The sequence below is a fragment of the Bartonella sp. B1098 genome, assembly GCF_944896145.1.
Classification (GTDB): domain Bacteria; phylum Pseudomonadota; class Alphaproteobacteria; order Rhizobiales; family Rhizobiaceae; genus Bartonella.
The window spans coordinates 601,766-624,163 of sequence record NZ_CALYLP010000002.1; the positions used below are offsets into that span (position 1 = coordinate 601,766).

Below are 22,398 nucleotides of genomic sequence, written 5' to 3' on the forward strand. Positions count from 1 at the left end.
TCATCTTATAAGTTTTTATATAAAAAATAAAATTTTTATGACTTTTATAAGATTTTTAGGGAAAAATTAATCCCGTAAGATAATTTGACACGCTCTTAATGGCTAACTATAAAACTCATTGGTTTGTGATATACTCATAACTGATTTCATCCTAACAAGGCTATAATTTCTGTATCTTTTTTAAAAGATCAACTTCTTTATGAAGACACATCAGAGAGCTTTATTTTCAGTAAGAGCACGTCTGCTCATTTCAATCATTGCATCGCGAAGATGTAACTTAATTTTTGATCCAATAATCATTCCAAAGAAAGGAGAAAGTAAACCAGACATCGTTACGGTATGACAAACTTTGTTAGTTGAAGAACCAGATTTTTTTGAACAAATATATTCATGATCAAAACTCATACGTGTAAGAGGAAGTTTAGCATAATCAGAAAAACAAATATTTTTTATAACTTTATCAAGTGTAAAAGTTACTATTGGTCCTTTTTTAGGTTTCATGCGTCCTACAGCGCCTTCCTTGAAAGCACCAGAAAGTTCTACCCATTCAAGTTCATGATCCCAGCAAGGCCATGTTGCTACGTCCTCCCACATAGACCAAATCTGCTCTGCACTTGCTTGTGTACTAATTTCTTCACTATGCGTCCATTTAAACATAATAATCTCCCCCTTTTTTACAAAATCAGGTCTCTTTAGTGACAAAGAGTAATATATCAATTACTCTTAAAATTGTATAACGATAAGATATTTAATCTTCTCAAGTGTCTTTAATAGGTAATGATTAAGTCAACAAGCAATATTAATAAAATAAACACACAAATGTTCAGTATAGATGAACATTATTGTCTCCCTTAAATAAAAATATCTGTTTTTTTAAGTCCATACAATAACAAAGAGAGATTTACGCACCATTTAAGATATCAATGTCAACGACATGGCTTAAAGCTTTCCACTGTTGATAAAACATTGACGATGAAGGTGTAACCGAAAAAAGGAGAAAAAAGATGTCACAATTGTTATCGTGAAATATATCTCCTATTGAAGAAGAAATATTGATCGGTAGTAAAGTTCATAATACACGAAAGCTTTGATAATGCGTTTCGCTTTTAATGTCGCTGAAATTAATAAATTAGCCTATAACTTACAAAAATGAGCAGAAACACATACTGCCAACTCAGGTACAATACTATTTACACCTCAAAGCACTTTTGATCTCGACAGAAAATTAGAGGACATCTCTTATTATAAAAGGCTCGCCCTTAGAGCTATAAAAAAGCTCCAAAAAATAGAGGAATTAAGATAAAAAGCATAATGAAGTTAAAACGCATCAATTTCTTTAACATTAGAATCTTTTATTGATTTTCTGCTTCACCTTGAAAGAAACCATATAAAATAAAGGAAACTGTAAAGAAGTTTTTTTGTCCTACTGGATAAAAAAGAATTTTCTCAAGATGCAAGCAATCGTAATTTATAGAGACGTATTGCTGTCTCACCATAAAAACGCTCATCATCTAGATAAAAAACGTCAGGTAAATGAATGATTGTATCTTTCTTTTCTTCAAGTACAAAGAGTGTATCCGCTTTTGCCCACCCTCCTCGCAAAGCTTCTACAAAAGCCCGTTCACCTAAACAACGACTATAGGGAGGATCAGCAAAGATAACATCAAATGGAAGCATTGTTCCAATCTTGCCAAGTTTTGTTGCATCACGACGCAAAATCCGTCCGATTGATTGTAACTCAAAGGCTTCGATATTTTTTTGAAGCAAACCACGCCCCTCAACCGAATTTTCAACAAAAACAGCAGCCTTTGCTCCACGTGAAAGTGCTTCAATGCCTAAAGCACCAGTACCAGCAAACAGATCAAGGATGCGTTTATTGGTCCAAAACTGTTCTTCACGGCTAGAAAGAATATTAAAAAGGTTTTCTCGCGTACGATCACTCGTTGGGCGAATCGACTGATCAACAGGCGAAAACAAAACACGCCCAGCAAATTTACCGCCGATAATCCGCACGTGGTCCTCCAAATCGCTTCGAAGTTTTTGCACCATCTCTATGTGGTTTAGATTTTTTCAGAGCACCACTAAACGATTTTACCTTGTCTTTTCTCTCAAAAGAACGCTCATCAGGACCACCTCTTATCATTTTCTCTTTATCCTTAGAAAAGTGATCTTTCTTACTAAATGCACGCGTCTCATCGTAAGATGTCTTGCTACGTTTTTGAACAAAACCCTCTCCCTTCTCTTTCTGAAAGTGATTGTCTTTTAATTTTTCTTTGCCTCGATGAAAGGATTTTCTACCAGCCAAATCGCTTTTATGAGCCTGCGATTTCTCCTCATTATTGGAAGGCTTCCTCCGTGCACTCTGCGGACGTGCACCAGGAGCCATCCAAACATTCGCACGACGAGACCTCGGTAGAAAACGCTCTACTTTTCCTTCCTCACTTTTCCCTTTATTCATATTCTCATGAGACTTTGCATCCAATCGTGCGCGACTATGCTCAACAGAACGATCTCTAGGGTAGCGCCGTATCGTTCTTTCACCTGAAAAGACCCAACCATCATTGGCAACAGAAACATCCTTCTGTCTTTGCTTTTCTGCAACAACTGCAGAATTTGAAAAGGGTTTCAGAATAGGAGCATCAAAATCGGCATTGGCCTGCATAATCAAACGCTCTCCCAACTGATCTCGTAACATCCGACCTTTTAATTCTTGTACAGCTCCTTCTTCTAAATCAGAGAGATGAAATGGGCCATAAGAGACACGGATTAAACGATTAACGGATAATCCCAATGCCCCTAAAACATTCTTTATTTCACGATTTTTTCCTTCTCGCAAAGAAATAGAAAGCCATATGTTAGACCCTTGTTCCCGTTCAATTGAGGCTTCAATTGAACCATAGAAAATACTATTAATCGCAATACCATTTTTAAGGTTATCGAGCGTGCTCTGCTTTACTCTTCCATGGGCACGGACGCGATATTTGCGGACCCACCCCGTTACAGGAAGCTCTAATACGCGCGCTAAGCCACCATCATTGGTTAAGAGCAAAAGCCCTTCCGTGTTAATGTCAAGCCTTCCAACAGAAAGAACGCGCGGCATTTCTTTTGGTAAATGGCTAAATACTGTAGGTCTACCTTCCGGATCACGGTTCGTGGTGACAAGCCCTGCTGGTTTATGGTAGAGCCATAAACGCGTTCGTTCTATAGGAGGTAAAGGTTTGCCATCAACTTTAATAACATCAGAGCGGCTAACATTAAAAGCAGGTGTTGTCACAACTGTACCATTCACAGAAACACGACCTGCAACAATCATCATTTCCGCATCTCGACGCGAGGCAACGCCAGCACGCGCTAACCTTTTAGCAATCCGTTCACTCTCATTATTTTCATTCATTTGCGTTTCAAACCAATTTTTGCCAGTATGTTCAGAAAATTATTCACATGCACCATACCGCTTATCCTGAAAGACGAAGTAGCACAATCATTTATCATTTTCTATCCTTTAACAACAATAACGTATCCATTGATTTGCAAGTTTGTTTTAAACACTTAAAAAATGAAGGTATTTCTTTCATTATAAAAGCGTAATAAATGATTCATTCCATAGCATTCTTTATTGAGATAATCTTTAGATTCTCTATACTGCCAGTAGAAAGAACATTATGACTTTGACCCCCATGGAAATAGCCCTTTTGGAAGCGCAGTGTGCTGCAAAAAAACATGAAGTTCCTGTAGGCGCTGTCATTACACGTGGAAAAACTATCATCGCACGTGCTGGGAACTTTATAAAATCTGCCTATGACCCTACAGGACACGCAGAAATGCGCGCAATCCGTATGGCTTGTGAAACATTGCAAAGCGAAAGGCTTCCTGATTGCGATCTTTACGTAACACTTGAGCCTTGTGCTATGTGTGCTGCTGCCATTTCATTTGCACGCATACGACGTCTGTATTATGCAACAAATGATCCTAAAGGAGGAGCTATAGAAAATGGCCCACGTTTTTATCAGCAACCAACTTGTCATCACAAACCTGAAATTTATTCTGGTTTTAAAGAAAAAGAAGCTGCTCAATTACTTAAAGATTTTTTTATCCAAAAGCGATGCTAAAAACAATTCTTTATCCATAACTTTCACTCTTTAGAAACTATCCTATTCCTTAAAAAAGACAATTAATCCTTCTGATATAGCGAAAGCTAATTTTCCTCTAACACTCTTTTAACACTGCATAGTGCTTCTATTGGATTGATTCATTCATTTATGAGAATAATTCATTGTTTTATCTATAAAATATAAAGTCCAAAAGATCGTAGAATTCTCTTATTTCAAATCTGCTTATGGTGAATCAATAAAAATCTCTTTCTTGCACATCACAAAGTGGAGTACCATCTGGATAAAAAACAATTTAGAAAAGACTAAAAATACCCCTTATGAAGACTCTTCACTGCAACGGCCCTATCACAACATTAAAGGCTGGCAAATACAATGATGATAACAGCCTGTTCTCTTCATAAAGCATATAGATGGCAAAGCACAATGGATTTTACGTTATCTCCTCTAAACGAGCGACGCTGTGAAATGGGTCTGAAAACCTTGATAGATTTTTCTTGTGAGGGAAACACAGCACCACTCTTTTGATGCTATTGCCATATTACTATTTCATGAAAATCCCCCCTGCCACAAAGGGAAAGCTCTGCGTGGACAAGGACTTGATATTATAAGTAATAGGAAGGACACCTCACATACTTTAATATTTTTTCTCTAGCGACCAATAGGAGCAGTGTTTGCCGGCTGGCGATAACTTAAAGGCGGTTCCGTGAGATAGCGACGGTATTTTGGGCTTCCAACTTGTGCTCTTTGACAACGTAAATATTCTTGTCGTTGTTTTGCATTCAACTGTGAAGGATTTTCTGAACCAACGCCATTAACTGAAGATCCTTTGTGAGAAAAAGAAGGAGTTTCTTGATGCTGTTGTGATGCTGCTCCTTTATTGACAGATCTATCCTGTTGAGGCACCGGCAAAAATCGACGTGCGCTAGAACTTGGTATCACAAGTTCTGGGTGGGGCTTTATAACAATCTGACTGCTGTTATTTACTGGTGTTAATGAAGCAATATTAGCAACATCTTCAAAAAACTGTATCGAAACCGGTTTATTTGTCCCATAGGTAGGAGCAGATAAACTACATCCCGTTAAAATAAAGCATATACCTAAAATTCCTGTTGGAAATATTTTTACTTCACGTTTCCTCACTGCTTATTCCATTTCCCAAGCATACGGCTGATCAATATTCCCGCTATTTATGAGAGAACAGTCCATACACAAATTTCCCCCCTGCAGATAAAACAACGGAATTTGCTTCGTACCACAAAAAACGATATTCATCAATATGCGAAATCTGCTTTCACTTCTTTCTCTTGATCTAAAATTTTAAATCTTGCCAAGAATTTTTAATTCTCGCAAAGCAGCTGCATCACGAGCAGAGACATCCGGATAAGCTGGATCACTCCCAACATCTTGTGTATAACGCCATGACCTAGCACATTTTTTCCCCAACGCCTTCTCTGGATATACACCAACACCTTTAACATCATTCAAAGTAAAAGCACCGGAAGGCATTGTATCCTGCACAATTGTGAGAGCACTGGTGATACAGATTTCTGCCATATCCACATTTTCTAATGCCTCTCGTAGAACTGAATTGGAAATAAAAACAATAGGAGCTGCTTCTAACGAGGAACCAATACGCTTATTAGCACGCTCAAGCTCTAAAGCTCCTGTCACAACTTTACGGACCTGTCGAATTTTTTTCCAACGCTCAGCTAAAGATTTGTTTTGCCATTCTTTTGGTACAGAGCGAAATTGTTCCAAATGTACCGATTGGCTTTCTGGATAACGCTCTAACCAAGCCTCTTCCATTGTAAAAGGCAACATTGGAGCAAGCCATGTCACCATTCGTTCAAAAATCTCACGAACAACCTGCAAAGAAGCTTTACGTTTTTGTGATGAAGGCGCATCGCAATAAAGAGAATCTTTGCGGATATCAAAATAAAATGCCGATAACTCAATGATTGAAAAATCTAATAATGCACGCATAATTTTTTTAAAATCAAATTCATCGTAAGCGTGATTAATCAATTGATCAAGTTCAAAAAGCCGATGTAATATAAATTTTTCAAGATCTGGCAGGGCGCTATAAGATATTTCTTCTCCTTCATCGTAGGCTAAAGTTCCAAGCATCCAACGAATTGCATTACGTAGTTTACGATATGAATCCACATTCGTCTGAAGAATCTTCTTACCTAAACGCTGATCTTCCCAATAATCAGTTGTCATGACCCAGAGACGAAAAATATCAGCTCCAGATGTTTTAATGATCTCTTGCGGAACAACCGTATTGCCTAAAGACTTAGACATTTTCTTACCATTCTCATCTAAAGTAAAACCGTGTGTGATCACTGTCTTATAGGGAGAACAAGCACGCGTACCGCAGCTTTCCAATAGAGAAGATTGAAACCATCCACGATGTTGATCTGAACCTTCAAAATAAACATCTGCAGGCCATTTTAAATCAGCCCGATCTTCTAATACAAAGCTATGACTTGCTCCAGAATCAAACCAAACATCCAAAATATCATAAACCTGCACCCAAGGCTCATGCGCACGATCACCTAAAAAACGTTCACGTGCTCCTTCAGCAAACCATGCATCTGCCCCTTCTGCTTCAAAAGCCTGTAAAATACGCTCGTTCACGTCTTCATCTTTCAAAACAATACCATCTTCATTGGCAAAAATACAAATAGGAACACCCCAAGAACGTTGACGAGAAAGAACCCAATCAGGACGATCTTCTATCATAGAAGCAAGGCGGTTTTGTCCAGAAGATGGCACAAAACGCGTTTTTGAAACAGCTTCCAAAGCCCGACTGCGTAAAGTTGAACCATCCCCAAAATCTTTATCCATTGAAATAAACCATTGCGGTGTATTGCGAAAAATAACTGGTTTTTTCGAACGCCAGCTATGGGGATAGGAATGCTTTAAACGCCCCCGTGCAAACAATCGATCTGCTTTAATTAAAGCGTTAATGACCTCTTTATTGGCATCACCCATTTTTCCATTATCATCAATAACACGTGCCGGTCCCCCTTCACGATCTGGCCCCAAACCCGGAACATCTTTCGTATAGAAACCCGCATCATCAACAGGAAACGGTATCGATGTATCAATCCCCGCTTGCTCTAATAAAGATTTATAATCATTCCAAATTTCAAAGTCCTCACGCCCATGGCTTGGTGCTGTATGGACAAAACCTGTCCCCGCACTCTCTGTCACATGGGTGCCCTCAAGCAGCACAATCTTATAATTATACGCTCCAGCCAAACCTTTCAATGGATGAGAAAGAATAAGAGCTTTCAATTCGTCAGCAGAAACAGTACGTAAACGTTTCAAAACAAGTTTGGCTTTTTCTGCGCAACCCATAGCGAGAGCATCTGCAAAGAGAAGCTTTTCTCCTACTTGAGGACCAAAATCATTTTCAGCACTTTCAACTTCGTAAAGACCATAAGAAATCTGCGAAGAATAACTCACTGCACGATTGCCTGGAATTGTCCATGGTGTTGTTGTCCAAATGACGACATAAGCACCATATAAATCATCAGAATTTGCTTCAAAAATAGGAAACTTAACCCAAATCACCTCTGATTCATGATCATGATATTCAATCTCTGCCTCTGCCAAAGCTGTACGCTCCACAACAGACCACATCACCGGCTTAGAACCACGATAAATCTGATCTGACATCGCAAATTTTATCAATTCACTCGCAATGCGTGCTTCCGCTTGAAAAGCCATTGTGGTGTAAGGCGCCTTAAAATCTCCCACGACACCAAGGCGTTTAAATTCTTCACTTTGAACGGTTACCCAATGTTGTGCAAATTCACGACATTCTTGACGAAATTCATTAAGAGGAACTTCATCTTTATTTTTTCCTTGTGCGCGATATTTTTCTTCAATTTTCCATTCAATTGGAAGCCCATGGCAATCCCAACCAGGAACATAATTTGCATTAACCCCCCGCATTTGAAATGAACGGACAACCACATCCTTTAGAACTTTATTTAAAGCATGCCCGATATGAATATGGCCATTTGCATAAGGTGGGCCGTCATGAAGAATATAAAATGGACGATCTTTTGCTTGTTGGCGCAATTGCGCATAAAGCTCTATATTTTCCCACCGCGCCATTAATTCAAGCTCTTTTTGCGGAAGCCCTGCACGCATAGGAAAATTTGTCTGTGGGAGATAAAGAGTTTTTGAATAATCTATTGTTTCATTTTTCACAGTCATTGTGAAATATTCCTGTCCACTTTTACGATTTCATTTTTGCATAACTTCCCTGAACTCTGCAACTCTGGTTTTTATCTATAGGGAAAGCCGAGCTTATCATTCGTATTAAGCAGCGATCAAGAAAATATTCATCACATTCTATGGGCTTTATCATGAAATTTGCAAAAAAAGAAACCAAAAAATGAGCTTAAAAAAATAAAGGCTCCACCAATAGTGGAGCCTCTTAGAAATTTACTCTTAAAACAGATTAGAATTTATAAGCTACACCAACACGGAAATCATTGGTTTTGTAGTTAATTTCAAGTTTTTCCTTTGCAAATTTCTTTTTACCAAAATCGGAGTAACGATATTCTGCACGCACAATGACATTATCCAGCACCGAGAAATCAACGCCACCACCAAGAGTGTAACCAATCATGGTTTTAGTTTCATCGGTTAAGTTTCTAGAAGAAGCAACGCTTCCATCTTCACCCTTAACGGATATTGATACAGTGTCTTGGAACTGCCCATAAGCAATACCACCCGCAAAATAAGGCATAAAGCGATCAGCAGCAAAACCGATACGTACCCGTGTAGCTCCACCCCAATTTTGCTTGAAAGTATGATTTACAGTTTCAACTTCATCCTCTTGATCAAGACCAAGTTCAGAAGCCATCTGTTTCATTCGTTCTATACCATATACGCTGGTATTACCCTTATCCACCGCTTGTTGACTTTGTGCTCCATGAGAACGAGAAGCATGTGGATGAGCACCAGAGCCATGCCCGCCTGGGTGAAACGCACCATGCGGATTAGAATGTCCACTACCATGGGCACTATGATGAGCTCCGTTTTGCGCTCCACTTGCTCCATTGGAAGCGCCTGTCCCTGAGTTAGATGACCCTGATCTCGCAAGTAAAAGGTTTCCGCTTGGTACTGTTCTTCCTGCTGCTGATGGTTGTGCAGATGCAGGTTTTGCGGGTGCGGCGGGTGCGGTGGGTGCGGCGGGTGCTGTGGTGGCGGGTTCTGTGGCGGCGGGTGCAGCGGGTGCTGTGGTGGTGGGTTTTATGGCGGCGGGTGCAGCGGGTGCAGGTTTTGCGGGTGCAGATTTTGCGGGTGCAGGTTTTGCGGGTGCAGGTTTTGCGGGTGCAGGTTTTGCGGGTGCAGGTTTTGCGGATGCAGATTTTGCGGGTGCAGATTTTGTGGGTGCAGATTTTGCGGGTGCAGATTGCTCTTGTGAGCTTGGAAGGGTTTGCGTTTCTGCTGATCTGCGGGATCTTCCCACGGCATTTTCTACTGTAACGTTATCAGATGAACCTATAGTAATTGTCTTTGTATGTTTTTTTCCAGATAGCGTTAAATCCGTATCGACACCAAAAATAAAACTGTCACCGAGATCAATATTAGATCCTGCATAAAAACCACCAGCAAAACCTGAAAGTTTAGGAGAGAACTCTTTATCCAGTGGAAAACTCTTTTCTTGACCGACAAGAGCCATATCAGCCTTGCTCGAAAAGCCACCAGCTTGGACACCTAAATAAAGCCCCGTCCATGAAAAAGTGGGCGCAACAATGGCAGAAGAAGGAGTCGATGGTGCTGTCTGATGAGGAATCAGTACATCAGCAGCTAACGCTGTAGATGCTGAAATTAAAGAAAAAATAGACGCTGTTATTAAACGTTTTGTATTCATAAAATCTCTCCAAATATCCAAAATGAAATGTATATAGAGTATCTTTTTTGAAAGATCTGTAGCAAAAATGACACACTCACAAAAAAATAAAGAAATTTTGAAATTAAGGTTTTAACTATTTATTTTGCATCCAATGAAAATTTATCAACTAAGTCATACTAAAATTATGTGTCTTAAAGTTGGATTCATTTTCCCTAAACTTTCACATAATTGTTAATGTTCATATTTTTTGTAAATTTCTTTTACCTAAATCTCAGTAACGATATTCTGTACACAACAGAATATTGCTTACCATTAGGAAATCAATGCCAGCCCAAATAGTAAAACCCAATCATTGGCTTTTTTACCCAAGTACCATCAAAGTTTCATCTATTTACTAACATAGTCTATCTTTGATATTTTATTTGTATCTTAAATTACGAAAAACAAAAACGCAAAAAAACATGTCTGACTTTTTATGCTTGAGGATGCTCCAGAAAATACTGGAATAACTAGCATCAAGAGAAACCATTCTCCCTGCAAGCTTGACACCTGCTGTCCAACCAGCAAGCTGTTCATTCATGATAATTGGTTGATTTCATAATGATAATTTACTGTTTTACATGTTGAATGAGAGTCTCAAATATCGTAAGATTCTTTTATTTCAAATCTGTTTATCTTAAATCAATAAAAACCATTTACTTGCACATCAAAAGCGGAGCTTGTGTGTAGGTAAAAACTGTATAAGAAAAGACTAAAAATGGCTCTTATGAACCGTCTTAATGCAAAGGCTGGCAACATGGGGGCTGGCAAATATAACGATGGTACCGACTTATAAAACCGCACAAAGGTTGTACAAAAACACGACCATAGTCCAAACCAACAAAGGGGTGAAGTTCTCCAAAACTCTTTTTAAGAATCCCATTGTTGCACCACGGAACGGTTCTCAGCATCAAGTCATTACGGATAAAAACCGTTATTGTCAAAAATCAAACTCTCACGCGTACCACGAACATTGGAGGCCGCCCCCAAAGATATCTGCTCTGCAGCCAATAAATTATGCGGTGAATATTACCCACTTAAAAAAGTGCTTAATATAAAATTCCACCCGCTCACCTGAAAAGATGTCATGACACTGATCGTACCGGTAATTGGTAAATTAAGACTTCGCATCACCTGCTCCTAGAGCATGTTTTTTAACCGAATGAAAAAGGGGAAATCCTTGCAAATAACTATTATCAAAGGTCTATGTTCTCCCTAACATCTAACGAGAATGCAAAATCCCCAAATTTGTGCCACTATGACACCATTATATTGACGGAGCCCTCCAATCTTATTGCCAAGAAGGTAATTATTGGTTCTTTTTATATCCTAGTCTGGGATATAAAAATGCGCTGTGACATAGTTTTTATCTAAATAGACTTTAGCTTGATTAAAAGCTGGACATCGACAAGACCTATACATCTTTCAACATAAGGATCTGTCATCGCTGCTATAGAACACTTTTTGATATGATAGTAAGCCCCTTCAACAATAATATCATGAATTTGAAAGCCGTATTCACTTCCCCAAAGTTCTCGCTGTTTTCCTTCAAAAGGCGTTGTAATGCCTTGAAGCATCAAGGTGTCGAGAATAACGAACATTTCTAATCTTATAAAATCTAATCTTATAAAAAGCAAAAATTAGAAAAAATATCAAAAAAAACCATAAATTAATTGACAATAAAAAAGCATAGTGACGGACTGTATGCCGTGTTTTCTAGCACCCAGTTCCATTAGAGAAGGTTAATAGAAAATTTAAATAACGATAAGGATTGAACTATGACAACTATATAAAAAAAATACTACAATTTTCTCTAACATTTCAAATAAAACTGCACCTGTTAATAAACAAGAACCTGCAAAAAAATACGTCATTATTCTGAAATCTGTGGTCAAGTCTATAGAAATTCTGAGGTCTATGGCAAAGCCTTCATCTCTCAATATGCAAAGATTTATGATAATGCTTATGTCTATGGGCAAAGTTAAAATTTCCAGAAGTCCCAAGGTTTGTGGGTTAACCTATATTTGCGGAAACATGAAAACCCCTCTTTCTAACAAAAAAAAACAACTCTTTGAGAACAAAAGCGTGATTTACGCCATAGGGAAATTGCGCGTGAACTAAAGAAACAATAATGATAAATTCATGATTAGCTACTATAGCAAAGAATATGTTTTTTCTTATAACGAACTTCAAAAGATTATGATGAAGACTTGTATTGGTAATAAAAATGCCGAAAACATCTCTCTTGAAGAGATTTGCTATTTTTCTTTTTATTGCCAATAGTACGATTTTAATCCTATAACTAAAGAAATCTACAAGCTCTCCCCCCACAAAGCGGTAGCATGATCCCTTTCGTCTCTATCGACAAATGGGGTAAGATCATTAAGTCTAAACCTGAATTTGAAGGTATAACCTCTCTAAATTTACCAAAAAACAGAGAAAACTCATTCTGATGTACAATAGGCAATGTTCCATATGAAGCAATTGATAAGAAATATATTATAGTTGGTATTGAGCGTCGTAAAGAAAAACCAGAAATAGCTAGAAACTTTCTGAAAGATCTTAATGGATTTTTTAATTGGGCAATTATTTATGAGCGCAATATTATAAGTTTAAATGAAGAAAAGCTGTCATAAAAAATAATATAATTATAAAAAATGGAGAATAATCCAAAATAAAATTGCTACATAATTTCACTTCGTACAAAAAATTACATGTTATAAACACCGATAAAATGTTGAACTTACAGTGTAATTATTATCTATCGTTTATGAGAAAGTTTTTAAGAAAATCTGAAGAATATCTTTTTACATCCGCAAATAAAATATAGGATGTGTGATAATATAGTAATATAAAAAGTAGAGGCTCTATCTTTGACAGAGCCTCTAAGAAGTTTATTTTGTGTTTATAATTTCATTTTTATGAAATTAGAATTTGTAAGCAACACCAACACGGAAATCATTGGTTCTGTAAGCTACTTTATCCCCGTCCTTTACAAATGCTTTTTTACCGTAGTCTGAGTAACGGTATTCAGCACGCAACAGGACATTGTCTGTCATTGCGAAGTCAACACCACCACCAATGGTGAAACCAACAAATGTTTTTGATTTATCAGATACTTTAGCAGAAGCGATTTCGGTACCACCAGCTGTTTCTGCCTTAAGAGAATTAACCACCTGCAGCTGTGTATAAGCAATACCACCAGCAACATAAGGCATAATACGATCAACCGCTGCAAAACCAACGCGAACGCGTGTAGCACCAGACCATTTTTCTTTTAAAGAAGCGCTATCTACACGTTTGTCATCCTTCGTGATATCATCGTTTTTTTTCCCTGGAGCATATGTAGCTTTAGCTGTTGTAAGCTCAGCTTTAAAAGCATCAAGACCAGCTGCCCCAATGACTTTTGAAGAGCTTTTTGATTCTTCGCGGTCTGCCCAAACTGCATCGGTTTCAACACCTAAAATGAGGCCACTTCCAAGATCTACGTTAGAGCCTACATAGATACCACCCATAAAACCGGAAGGCTTAAGTACCGAATCTTTATCTGTAATTTTCTTTTTTGATTCTGAATCATATACATCAACTTTACTCGAAAAGTTTCCAACTTGACCACCGACATAAAAACCTGTCCAAGAAAATGAAGGGGCTGCTGCGATAACTGCTGGGGCTGTTTCACGAGGGACGATAACATCAGCAGCTTGCGCCGCAGAAGCTGCAGCTATAGCGATAACAGAAGTTGTTACTAAAGATTTTATATTCATAAACTTTGCTCCTAACTTTTATTTATGAGACAATGCTACAAGATTACACAAAGAAAAGCTGTAGTAAAAATGACACAGTCACAGGAAATGGAGAGTTTGCCGAAGATAAAATTACTTAATAACTTCATTTTATACGAAAAATTGTAAGCTGCATAATATACAATATATTGATTTTAAATGTAATTTTGTTTGTTATGTGTGATTTTTTTTAATAAAATATATTACTAATACTTTTTCATATCCACTATAAATATGGGATGTGTGATAATATAGCAACAAAAATAATAGAGGCTCTATCTTTGTAGAGCCTCTTTGTTATTTAACTGATCATCTGTTAAAATTTGTAAGCAACACCAACACGAAAATCATTGGTTTTGAAAGAAATCTCATATTTATCATTTGAGAATTTCTTTTTTCCAAAATCAGAGTAACGATATTCCGCACGGACAATAATATTATTGGTCACTCCTAAATCAACACCCGCACCAAGAGTGTAACCAACAAGGGCCTTTGTTTCATCAGACAGAGTACCAGAAGCTATGACTTTGTCTGAATCTTTGTCCGTTATTGAAATCAACGCAGTATCTTGGAGCTGTGTATAGGCAATACCACCAGCAACATAAGGCATAATGCGTTCAGCAGCAAACCCAATACGTACACGTGTTGCACCATCCCACTTTTCTTTTAAGGTGAAACTGTGTGTTCGTTTAGAACCCGCTTTAAGGGCATCTTTACCAATATTAATTGCAGCATCTTTTAGTACCTTGTTAATATAATCGATGTGTTCTCTGTCAATGACATATGTTTTTCCTGTCTTTGTGTCATCTTTATTAGACCACATGATATCTGTATCGACACCTAAAATAAGGCCGTTGCCGAGATCAACATTAGAACCTCCGTAAAGCCCTCCCATAAAACCAGATAGTTTAGGCAAATAATCATCACTTACTGGAATCCTTTGTTCTTTCGCGAGAATATCCACTTTCGTTTTACCCGAAAAACCACCAATCTGTCCCCCAAAGTAGAAACCTGTCCAAGAAAAAGTTGGAGCAACAATAACGGGAGCAATAGGTGTTGGACTCGGGGGAACAATAACATCTGCTGCTTGCGCTGCCGAAACTGAAACAAAAGCGCAAGCAGAAGCTATTATTAACCATTTCATATTCATATTTTCTCTCCATAGCTGAATATTTATTTGAACACATCATGTCATATAGAGCCCAAACTTCAGATATCTGTAGCAAAAATGATACACTCATAAAAAAAATAAAAAGCCAATCAAAGTGCTCTAATGACGTGATCTGTAGTCAATGAGAATTAAGCGATGCCCATGCACAAATAAATTCCTCTCGTCACATTTCTCTTCTTGATGAATTTTTCAAAAATATCTGAGTCATCACCGTGGAAAGCATGTGCTATTTTCTATAGAAAGATCGCTACTAATTATAATACCAAAATTATCTTTTCCTCTGTAATATTGAAGATACTCTCATCTTAAATTATTTTATTTAAAGTAACCAAAATCATCCACCTACACGTTACAAACGAGCACGTGTGGGTAAAGTCGTAGAAAAAAAATAAAAATGGCTCTTATGAACACTCTCAATATCAAGGACAGAGAGAGTTCTTAGATCTTGAGAACAAGCAAAATATAACTGTTTCATTTAAATTTATACAAACAATGTGTTTAGTTCATTATTTGCAAGACCAAATGCGCATAGCTCTTTGAGAGTTTTTTACTGTAAAAGCTGTGTATCGCACATAAACAAAGTTTTGAATAATTCATGGATTGTAATAAGATCACATTCAATTTACTTGCTCTTTGTTTTTACTTTAAGCAATTTATTGTTTTTGAAAGATTGACCATTTTATATCTCAATCTTATAGAAATTCTTTTTCAGAGCTTCAGCCTTCTTTGTAAATGCCCTATCTCATACTCTTGTATAAACTAAATTGAAAAAAACAATTCATAAACATTGAAACTTATATAAAAACTCTCCCTCAAACTGAAAAAAGAAAAATCTTTCTTACAGTTTTCACACAAAACCTAGCTTTAAAAATCATGAATTTAGCAGAAAAGCTCTTTGATATTTTAAATCAGAAATCAATAAAGAATATTTTATCTATAGTTAAAACTTGCCAACAAAAATTAAAAATTTAATATTAAAAATAAAGCTTTTTTACACTTAACGACAAGCCTCTTCCTCGATTTTGTGGAAAGAGCCTCAGCAGATTCTGTCTGCAAACAACCCAGATTTTTATCGAGTGGGTTTTTCTTAGTTTCCTGCTCATGTGATTGACTTAATTCAAGAACGTATGGACCAAGTCCTATTCTTGATCCACCTCGTATCCTAAAAACACTTAAATAAAGGATACTTATACCCTTTATATAATCAAACTTCAAATGAGGGAATTTGCGACATACATAATAGAGTCATCGAAAATCTACACATTATATAATTCAATGAAATTTATAACGAGCGAGCACCACTCTACAGTGTGTTCTTTCACCAAAACCTCCCTCCCCTTATCTTTTCCGAACAGTACCCTTCATTCCCCCGCGCATAATCATAATATCCTTCGCAAATAAATAACTCCCCCCCCCTGTTTTTAGGTGATAAACAATATCTTCCTTATTCAATTCCCTAACATAGACTTTTTGATGTTATTTTCTTACTTTTTAATAACTCATTGGACTTCGTGCAAATAGGTTTGGCCGGTTTCTTGTTCCTGGTCCTTTTTTAGGTTTAGGACCTCTTTTTTTACCAGAATGTGACACAGGTACTAACTGAGCCGCTGTCATGCATTGATTGTTTTCTGTGCAAGAAAGTTCCATTTGAACAACTTCAGATAAGATCTTACTAAACTGTTCCCTAGAAAAAAGGTCTCTAGGAAGAACAACAGAAGATATCCCCTCTATGAACTTTTGAGAAGACAAAAAGCCCGCCCCTTGAGCAAAAGAGATTGAAGAAAAAGTAACAAAAGCTGTAATAAAATATTTTATGTTCATAAATTTAACCTCGTAGAAATATTCATAATGGATTTTACGTAGTGTCTTCATTGCTAATTTCCAGAAAAAATAGTATGTTTATAGATAAAAAGTGAAAATCCTCAAAAAACAGAGCTTTGGAGAATTTTAATTTTAAAATAAATGCAAATTACTCTGCTCTGCCAACATAGAAATCACTTGTTTGGCAATGAATAAAAGCACGAAGTATCGTCTGTGAGATGATAAAGGGCACAGGTTTCATATCAACATATTGATTTATAATGATAATATAGCGTTATTTATATTGAATTAGCCCCCGAATACCATAAAACTTCCTCATATTGAATTAACCAAAACCGTTTGTTTTCACATTATAAATGAAGAAACTTACGTGGAGTGAAACTATACAATAAAAATGCTTCTTATGAAGAGTGCCAAGGATTGTCACAAAATTGGGTGTTGGCAAAATGTGTGAGGGTCGCGGCTTTTTAACTCCATAAGCATAAAGATGATGGTTCTCAATAGATTTTATTATATCATATTGGAGGATTTTATCGTTATACCATTCATGAACGCCGCCGTGTGTGTCATGGGCTTGGGTATCTTAAAAAAGTTTTTTTAAAAAAGCATGTGAATGAGAAACTCCAATATATTCTCCGTTTAGGAAAGTATTTTGCATAAATGGTGTAACTCTGCTAAAGAATGTGAAAAACAAAAACGTAAGGCGATATGTAATCTGCATACCTTAATAGATATTGCTTTAGGTCCTTTTGAAAGGCGTAAAGTAAAATGAATGATCGTCAAAATGAGAATTGTTTTTTACATTGATGTCTTTATATTCTCCCCTAGGCTGTATAGTCGTTTCAGAGATTTAAGCTTTCCGTCCCCCTACCGTAATTCCTAGCTTCTCTTCAAAATTGCTTTTATTGCCTCAACTTCAAATCAAAGAGCACTTATGTTATAACTTTTTATGAAAAGATGAGAGGAAAAAGGACAAAATGCCTACATTATCGGCATTTTGTCCTCTTGCATCAGTAATTCACTTCTATTAAAAGTCAATCTTTAAAGTTAGCTATGGGCAAAAATATCAACTTCCGACCATCCTAAAAGGTCAAGCTTAGCTCTCATAGGCAAAAATTGAAAGCACGCCTTGGCAACACTTTCTCGCTCTTCGCGTCTTAAACGTTCTTCAAATATAGCCTTTAAACGATGCAAATATAACACATCCGATGCAGCATATTCAATTTGTGCCTGTGATAACGTTTCTGCCGCCCAATCCGAAGATTGTTGCTGTTTAGAAATATTCACATTCAGCAATTCATTACAAATTTCTTTCAAGCCATGACGATCCGTATAGGTACGCGTGAGTTTTGAAGCGATCTTTGTACAAAAAACAGCCTCTGGCATAACACCAAATGTATGCGCTAAAATAGCAAGATCAAAACGCCCAAAATGGAATATTTTGGTGACTGCATTATCTTTAAGAAGCTTGGACAAATTAGGAGCACTTTTTTGTCCTTTAGCAATTTGTATAATATCCGCAGTTCCATCTCCAGGAGAAATCTGAACAACACACAAACGATCACGATGTGGTTGTAATCCTAAAGTCTCAGTATCAATCGCAACGGCATCAGTTTTATAATTGTCTAAGTTTGACAAATCACCTTGATGAACGCGAATCTCAGCCATTCACCCTCCTCTTTGCTAAAGCGGTAAGAATGCGCGCCCAAGATCTCTGCCCCTTATGAAATGATTTTAGATTATACTTTTCATTAGGCGAATGAATACGGTCATCAGCCAATCCAAAACCAACCAAAAGAGTTTCCATACCAAGAATGGACCGAAAATCAGCAACAATTGGAATCGACCCTCCCATGGCTGTCAAGACAGCAGGAACTTCCCACTCTTGTGATAAAGCATCCTTTGCCTCCTTGATAAAAGGTGAATCATCAGAAAGCTGAAGTGCTGGAGAAGAACCATGATTCTTAAATTCAACCGTACAATCAGCAGGAATTAAGCTACGGACATAATCACGCAACGCTTGGCGTATTTTCTCTGGATCTTGCTTATGAACTAGACGACAGGATACTTTTGTACTCGCCTGAGACGCAATAACCGTTTTCATTCCTTCCCCTTCATAGCCCCCACTAATACCATTAAATTCCATGGTAGGACGTGCCCATACAAGCTCCAAAATGCTCCGTCCTTTTTCACCTGCTGGAACGGAAAGACCGATAGGACCAAGCAAATTTTCAGCAGTACAATGAAGCGCATTCCATGATTGTAAAATATGTGAAGGTGTTTCTTCTACGCCATCATAAAAACCAGGAAGCGTCACCTTATTATTTTCATCGTGAAGTCCTGCCAAAATTTTAGCTAAAATACGAATGGGATTAGCTGCTATGCCCCCAAAATAACCAGAATGCAAATCACGATTTGCTGCTGTAATAATAATCTCTTCCGCCATAATTCCTCGAAGAGAAAGAGCAATAGAGGGTGTATCCGCATCCCACATCGACGTATCACAAACCAGTGCATAATCTGCCTTAAGCTCCTCCTTATTTGCTTTCAAAAAAGGAATAAGGGAAGGAGAAGCACATTCTTCCTCACCTTCACATAAAATAGTCACTTTAACAGGAAGCTGTCCTGTTGCTTGCTTATAGGCACGACATGCTTCAATAAATGTCATCAACTGACCTTTATCATCAGAGGCTCCGCGAGCACAAATAACTTTCTCTCCATCTCTCTCTTTTAAAGAAGGTGTAAATGGATCATCCTCCCATAAACTCAAGGGATCAACAGGTTGAACATCATAATGTCCGTAAAACAACACATGTAAACAATCCTCTGAAGGTCCTGGATGATGCCCAACAACCATTGGATGACCCGGCGTGTCACGCCGTGAAGCCTCAAAACCTATGCTTTTTAAATCCTCTACTAACCAATCAGCTGCTTGACGACATGCATCCTTATAAGCCGAGTCTGTAGAAATCGATTGAAAACGTAAAAAAGAAAAAAGGCGTTCAAGGCTCTTTTCTATATTTCCATCAAGATGTGTTAGTACTTTATTCAGCATAAAAAAACCTCTCAAGCCTCATATATTCGTATAATATAAGAACCTGACTTTAAGCCTCTTGTAGGATTTTGCAAGACATCTTATTCATTTTTGACACTGTGAGCAGTAAAAACTTGAACGTCCAGCCTGTAAAATACGTAATATAGGCGTTCCGCATTCCAAACACTCCTTGCCTTCTCGTCCATAAACTGAAAAAGCATGTTGAAAATAACCAAGGGAACCATCTATATGCATATAATCACGTAAAGAAGAGCCACCAGATAAAATAGCTTCAGAAATTACATTGCGTATATTCTGTGCTAAAGAATCTGCAAGTTCACGTGCATGTACCGTTTTTGACGCCAATGTAAATGCACCACGCTGTGGAGATAAGCGACTTCGCCAAAGTGCCTCGCAAACATAAATATTCCCAAGACCCGCAACGATAGACTGATCAAGTAAAACACCCTTGAGAGACATTTTTTTATTAACAAAAGCCTTTTGTAAATAACGACCAGAAAATGCATGACTCATAGGTTCAAGCCCTAGCTTATTTAAAAGCGGGTGTTTATAAAGCTTGTCCGTATCAACTAACAGCATAAACCCAAAGCGACGCACATCATTATAAATAAGATGATAAACTTCACCATTCCTTGTCTGAATATCCATGATAAAATGATCATGCTTAACCAATTTATTGGTCGTTGAAAAAGCTTTTCTTAAAAGAGCATTTTCTATACGCCATGACCCCGACATTCCTAAATGGCTTAAAATCGTTTCATCCTGAGAAAGATGAAATAATAAATATTTCGCACGTCGACCAAGTTCTAGAATTTTTCTGCCAATAAGCCGCTCAGAAAAAGCCTCAGGAAAAGGAAAACGCAAATCTCTACGATTAAGTTTGATAGATACTATCTTTGCATCAGTGACAACAGACTTAAGTCCACGACGAACTGTCTCTACTTCAGGAAGCTCAGGCATCACTCCTCTTTAATAATTATGCACTCTCCAAGCATATCACTGATCAATTGATCTCTTCCTCACCCTTAAAGAATAAAAATTTTCATCCCATCTGCTCTGTAAATAACGGTGATTCCTGTCGAGTGGGCTTTACTTGGCTTCATACTCATGTAACTCACTTAACGAAAGGCTTTACACAATCAAGCTTTGTCTTGAATATTCACCCACGTACTCTAGAAATACTTGCCCTGTCAAGGAGACTTATCAACCTCAAATGTCGTGTTTGACTTTTACAGCATAACAGAATTAAGCCCATTCTCCCTTACGAAAGATAGGAACTCTTACACCATCCTGCGTAAGACCATCTATGTCAATTTCACCAGAGCCAATCATCCAATCAATATGAATAACACTTTTATTACCACCACGTGCTGCAATCTCTTCTGATGTCAATGATGCCCCATCTAAAAAGCATTTGGAATAACACTGCCCTAAAGCAATATGACAGGCTGCATTTTCATCAAATAAGGTATTATAAAAAAGGAGCTCACTCTTAGAAATTGGTGAAGAATGAGGGACAAGAGCAACTTCACCCAATCGGCTTGCACCTTCATCATTTTGCAAAACTCGCTGAAAAACTGCCTCGCCTGTTGATGCTCTGGCCTCAACAATGCGCCCTGCTTCAAAACGCACTTCAATATTATCAATCAATGTTCCTTGATAGGAAAGAGGCTTTGTTGAGCGAACAAAACCTTCAACCCTATGAGCATGAGGAGTCGTGAAAACTTCTTCTGTCGGAATATTAGGATTGCAAACAACACCATTTTGAGCAATGGATGCACCCCCATGCCATTCATGACCATCTGCTAAACCAACGGTTAAATCAGTCCCTGGTCCTGTAAAATGCAAAGCAGAAAAACGCTGCTCATTAAGCCGAGATGACCGTTTCTTCAAATTTTCATTATGGACAGCCCACGCATGCACCGGATCTTCTCCTGTAACACGTGAAGCAGAAAAAATGGCATCAGCTAATTTCTTAATCGCCTCATTAAGTGGTAAAGAAGGAAAAATCGCCTCAGCCCATCCTGCTGTTGGATAAGCAACAATCGACCAATTCATAGCAAAGTTCGATATTTGCTTGAGTGCCGGCTGGTAAGCCATTGAAGTGGCTTTATTTAATCGCGCAATCTTATCAAAGTCTTGATTGGAAAAGAGTAAAGGATTATCACCAACAATCGCTAAACGTGCAGCCCCATTTTCAAAAGCCTTCGCCATTCCCTCATAGAGCCAAGAAGGAGCACAATCAAAACTAGCTGTATGGGCATTTTCAAAACGCGTAAGCGATAACATATCATCACTAAAAATTGGTGTAATGACGCCAGCACCAACCTTATAAGCATGATATGCAATACGCCGAACAAAAGGTAATGCTGAAACTGGAGCAGTCAAAACAAGATCCTGCCCCTCTTGTAAATTTAGCCCCACTTTTACCGTAACTTCTGCAAGACGATTAAGCATTTCAGGCGAAATTGTCTCATGAATATCAAAATACATTACCTATACCCTTCTTTAAGTAAAATGCGTTCTTTAACGCC

16 protein-coding genes and 3 pseudogenes are annotated in these 22,398 nt (G+C 37.7%); 4 read left to right on the forward strand and 15 right to left on the reverse strand.

The window, feature by feature from the left end; translation table 11 throughout:
- Positions 1 to 210: 210 nt before the first annotated feature.
- From NNJ85_RS02645 to NNJ85_RS02655, 3 genes are all read right to left on the reverse strand, one after another.
- The gene (locus tag NNJ85_RS02645; protein ID WP_254473329.1) at positions 211 to 657 is read right to left on the reverse strand and encodes a hypothetical protein; all 447 of its coding nucleotides are present in this window, start codon (positions 655 to 657) and stop codon (positions 211 to 213) included.
- A 789-nt stretch (positions 658 to 1,446) separates the two neighbouring features.
- Positions 1,447 to 2,013, reverse strand: coding sequence for a 16S rRNA (guanine(966)-N(2))-methyltransferase RsmD (gene rsmD / locus NNJ85_RS02650; protein WP_254473331.1), 567 nt, complete (start codon positions 2,011 to 2,013; stop codon positions 1,447 to 1,449).
- The gene (locus NNJ85_RS02655; RefSeq protein WP_254473333.1) at positions 1,994 to 3,394 is read right to left on the reverse strand and encodes a pseudouridine synthase; all 1,401 of its coding nucleotides are present in this window, start codon (positions 3,392 to 3,394) and stop codon (positions 1,994 to 1,996) included. Before NNJ85_RS02655 ends, rsmD begins: the two co-directional genes overlap by 20 nt.
- 268 nt (positions 3,395 to 3,662) lie before the next feature.
- On the opposite strand from NNJ85_RS02655, the gene NNJ85_RS02660 reads away from it, so the two are divergent.
- Positions 3,663 to 4,109: a nucleoside deaminase gene (locus tag NNJ85_RS02660; RefSeq protein WP_139412823.1), complete on the forward strand. Its 447-nt coding sequence runs from the start codon at positions 3,663 to 3,665 to the stop codon at positions 4,107 to 4,109.
- A 651-nt stretch (positions 4,110 to 4,760) separates the two neighbouring features.
- On the opposite strand, the gene NNJ85_RS02665 is transcribed toward NNJ85_RS02660, so the two are convergent.
- The 3 genes from NNJ85_RS02665 to NNJ85_RS09725 form a co-directional block, all read right to left on the reverse strand.
- Positions 4,761 to 5,252: a hypothetical protein gene (locus NNJ85_RS02665; protein ID WP_254473335.1), complete on the reverse strand. Its 492-nt coding sequence runs from the start codon at positions 5,250 to 5,252 to the stop codon at positions 4,761 to 4,763.
- Positions 5,253 to 5,429: 177 nt separating this feature from the next.
- Complete coding sequence (gene ileS, locus NNJ85_RS02670) at positions 5,430 to 8,345, reverse strand: isoleucine--tRNA ligase (protein ID WP_254473337.1); 2,916 nt, start codon at positions 8,343 to 8,345, stop codon at positions 5,430 to 5,432.
- 247 nt (positions 8,346 to 8,592) lie between these two features.
- On the reverse strand, positions 8,593 to 9,009 hold the full coding sequence (locus tag NNJ85_RS09725) for an outer membrane protein (RefSeq protein ID WP_371923316.1): 417 nt from the start codon (positions 9,007 to 9,009) through the stop codon (positions 8,593 to 8,595).
- 273 nt (positions 9,010 to 9,282) lie between these two features.
- Between NNJ85_RS09725 and NNJ85_RS09730 the strand changes: the two genes are divergently transcribed.
- Positions 9,283 to 9,564, forward strand: coding sequence for a pentapeptide repeat-containing protein (locus tag NNJ85_RS09730; protein WP_371923324.1), 282 nt, complete (start codon positions 9,283 to 9,285; stop codon positions 9,562 to 9,564).
- Positions 9,518 to 9,742 (forward strand): annotated as a pseudogene (locus NNJ85_RS09735) (hypothetical protein); the annotation flags it as partial. The gene NNJ85_RS09730 and the pseudogene NNJ85_RS09735, both read left to right, overlap by 47 nt.
- A gap of 1,090 nt (positions 9,743 to 10,832) precedes the next feature.
- Here the strand turns inward: NNJ85_RS09735 and NNJ85_RS02680 are convergent.
- Both NNJ85_RS02680 and NNJ85_RS09740 read right to left on the reverse strand, forming a co-directional pair.
- A pseudogene (locus NNJ85_RS02680) lies at positions 10,833 to 11,358 on the reverse strand (ShlB/FhaC/HecB family hemolysin secretion/activation protein); the annotation flags it as partial.
- Between the two features lie 47 nt (positions 11,359 to 11,405).
- The gene (locus NNJ85_RS09740) at positions 11,406 to 11,636 is read right to left on the reverse strand and encodes a hypothetical protein (RefSeq protein WP_371923317.1); all 231 of its coding nucleotides are present in this window, start codon (positions 11,634 to 11,636) and stop codon (positions 11,406 to 11,408) included.
- Between the two features lie 851 nt (positions 11,637 to 12,487).
- On the opposite strand from NNJ85_RS09740, the pseudogene NNJ85_RS02685 reads away from it, so the two are divergent.
- Positions 12,488 to 12,623, forward strand: a pseudogene (locus tag NNJ85_RS02685) (integrase); the annotation flags it as partial.
- Positions 12,624 to 12,962: 339 nt separating this feature from the next.
- Here NNJ85_RS02685 and NNJ85_RS02690 read toward each other — a convergent pair.
- The 7 genes from NNJ85_RS02690 to NNJ85_RS02720 all read right to left on the reverse strand — a co-directional run bounded on the left by NNJ85_RS02690 (position 12,963) and on the right by NNJ85_RS02720 (position 22,357).
- Complete coding sequence (locus NNJ85_RS02690) at positions 12,963 to 13,799, reverse strand: outer membrane protein (RefSeq protein WP_254473341.1); 837 nt, start codon at positions 13,797 to 13,799, stop codon at positions 12,963 to 12,965.
- A gap of 334 nt (positions 13,800 to 14,133) precedes the next feature.
- Positions 14,134 to 14,967 carry an outer membrane protein gene (locus NNJ85_RS02695; RefSeq protein WP_254473343.1) on the reverse strand — a complete coding sequence of 278 codons (834 nt, stop codon included), beginning with the start codon at positions 14,965 to 14,967 and terminating at the stop codon, positions 14,134 to 14,136.
- Positions 14,968 to 16,479: 1,512 nt separating this feature from the next.
- Positions 16,480 to 16,809: a hypothetical protein gene (locus NNJ85_RS02700; protein ID WP_254473345.1), complete on the reverse strand. Its 330-nt coding sequence runs from the start codon at positions 16,807 to 16,809 to the stop codon at positions 16,480 to 16,482.
- A gap of 1,047 nt (positions 16,810 to 17,856) precedes the next feature.
- Positions 17,857 to 18,477, reverse strand: coding sequence for a ribonuclease D (locus NNJ85_RS02705; protein ID WP_254473347.1), 621 nt, complete (start codon positions 18,475 to 18,477; stop codon positions 17,857 to 17,859).
- Positions 18,470 to 19,864 (reverse strand): M20/M25/M40 family metallo-hydrolase, encoded by a 1,395-nt coding sequence (locus NNJ85_RS02710; RefSeq protein WP_254473349.1) that lies wholly within the window; start codon positions 19,862 to 19,864, stop codon positions 18,470 to 18,472. The genes NNJ85_RS02705 and NNJ85_RS02710 overlap by 8 nt, the downstream gene beginning before the upstream one ends.
- Positions 19,865 to 19,948: 84 nt before the next feature.
- Entirely contained in the window at positions 19,949 to 20,824 is an 876-nt protein-coding gene (mutM, locus tag NNJ85_RS02715) for a bifunctional DNA-formamidopyrimidine glycosylase/DNA-(apurinic or apyrimidinic site) lyase (protein ID WP_254473351.1), read from the reverse strand.
- Between the two features lie 285 nt (positions 20,825 to 21,109).
- Positions 21,110 to 22,357 carry an aminopeptidase gene (locus NNJ85_RS02720; RefSeq protein WP_254473353.1) on the reverse strand — a complete coding sequence of 416 codons (1,248 nt, stop codon included), beginning with the start codon at positions 22,355 to 22,357 and terminating at the stop codon, positions 21,110 to 21,112.
- Positions 22,358 to 22,398 lie beyond the last annotated feature (41 nt).

Coding starts and splice junctions, on each gene's coding strand:
- NNJ85_RS02690 (WP_254473341.1), bottom strand. CDS start 13,799: ATGAATATAAAATCTTTAGTAACAACTTCTGTTATCGCTATAGCTGCA.
- ileS (WP_254473337.1), bottom strand. CDS start 8,345: ATGACTGTGAAAAATGAAACAATAGATTATTCAAAAACTCTTTATCTC.
- NNJ85_RS02645 (WP_254473329.1), bottom strand. CDS start 657: ATGTTTAAATGGACGCATAGTGAAGAAATTAGTACACAAGCAAGTGCA.
- NNJ85_RS02700 (WP_254473345.1), bottom strand. CDS start 16,809: ATGAACATAAAATATTTTATTACAGCTTTTGTTACTTTTTCTTCAATC.
- NNJ85_RS02695 (WP_254473343.1), bottom strand. CDS start 14,967: ATGAATATGAAATGGTTAATAATAGCTTCTGCTTGCGCTTTTGTTTCA.
- mutM (WP_254473351.1), bottom strand. CDS start 20,824: ATGCCTGAGCTTCCTGAAGTAGAGACAGTTCGTCGTGGACTTAAGTCT.
- NNJ85_RS02660 (WP_139412823.1), top strand. CDS start 3,663: ATGACTTTGACCCCCATGGAAATAGCCCTTTTGGAAGCGCAGTGTGCT.
- NNJ85_RS02710 (WP_254473349.1), bottom strand. CDS start 19,864: ATGCTGAATAAAGTACTAACACATCTTGATGGAAATATAGAAAAGAGC.
- NNJ85_RS09740 (WP_371923317.1), bottom strand. CDS start 11,636: ATGTTCGTTATTCTCGACACCTTGATGCTTCAAGGCATTACAACGCCT.
- NNJ85_RS02705 (WP_254473347.1), bottom strand. CDS start 18,477: ATGGCTGAGATTCGCGTTCATCAAGGTGATTTGTCAAACTTAGACAAT.
- NNJ85_RS02720 (WP_254473353.1), bottom strand. CDS start 22,357: ATGTATTTTGATATTCATGAGACAATTTCGCCTGAAATGCTTAATCGT.
- NNJ85_RS09725 (WP_371923316.1), bottom strand. CDS start 9,009: ATGAAACAGATGGCTTCTGAACTTGGTCTTGATCAAGAGGATGAAGTT.
- NNJ85_RS02655 (WP_254473333.1), bottom strand. CDS start 3,394: ATGAATGAAAATAATGAGAGTGAACGGATTGCTAAAAGGTTAGCGCGT.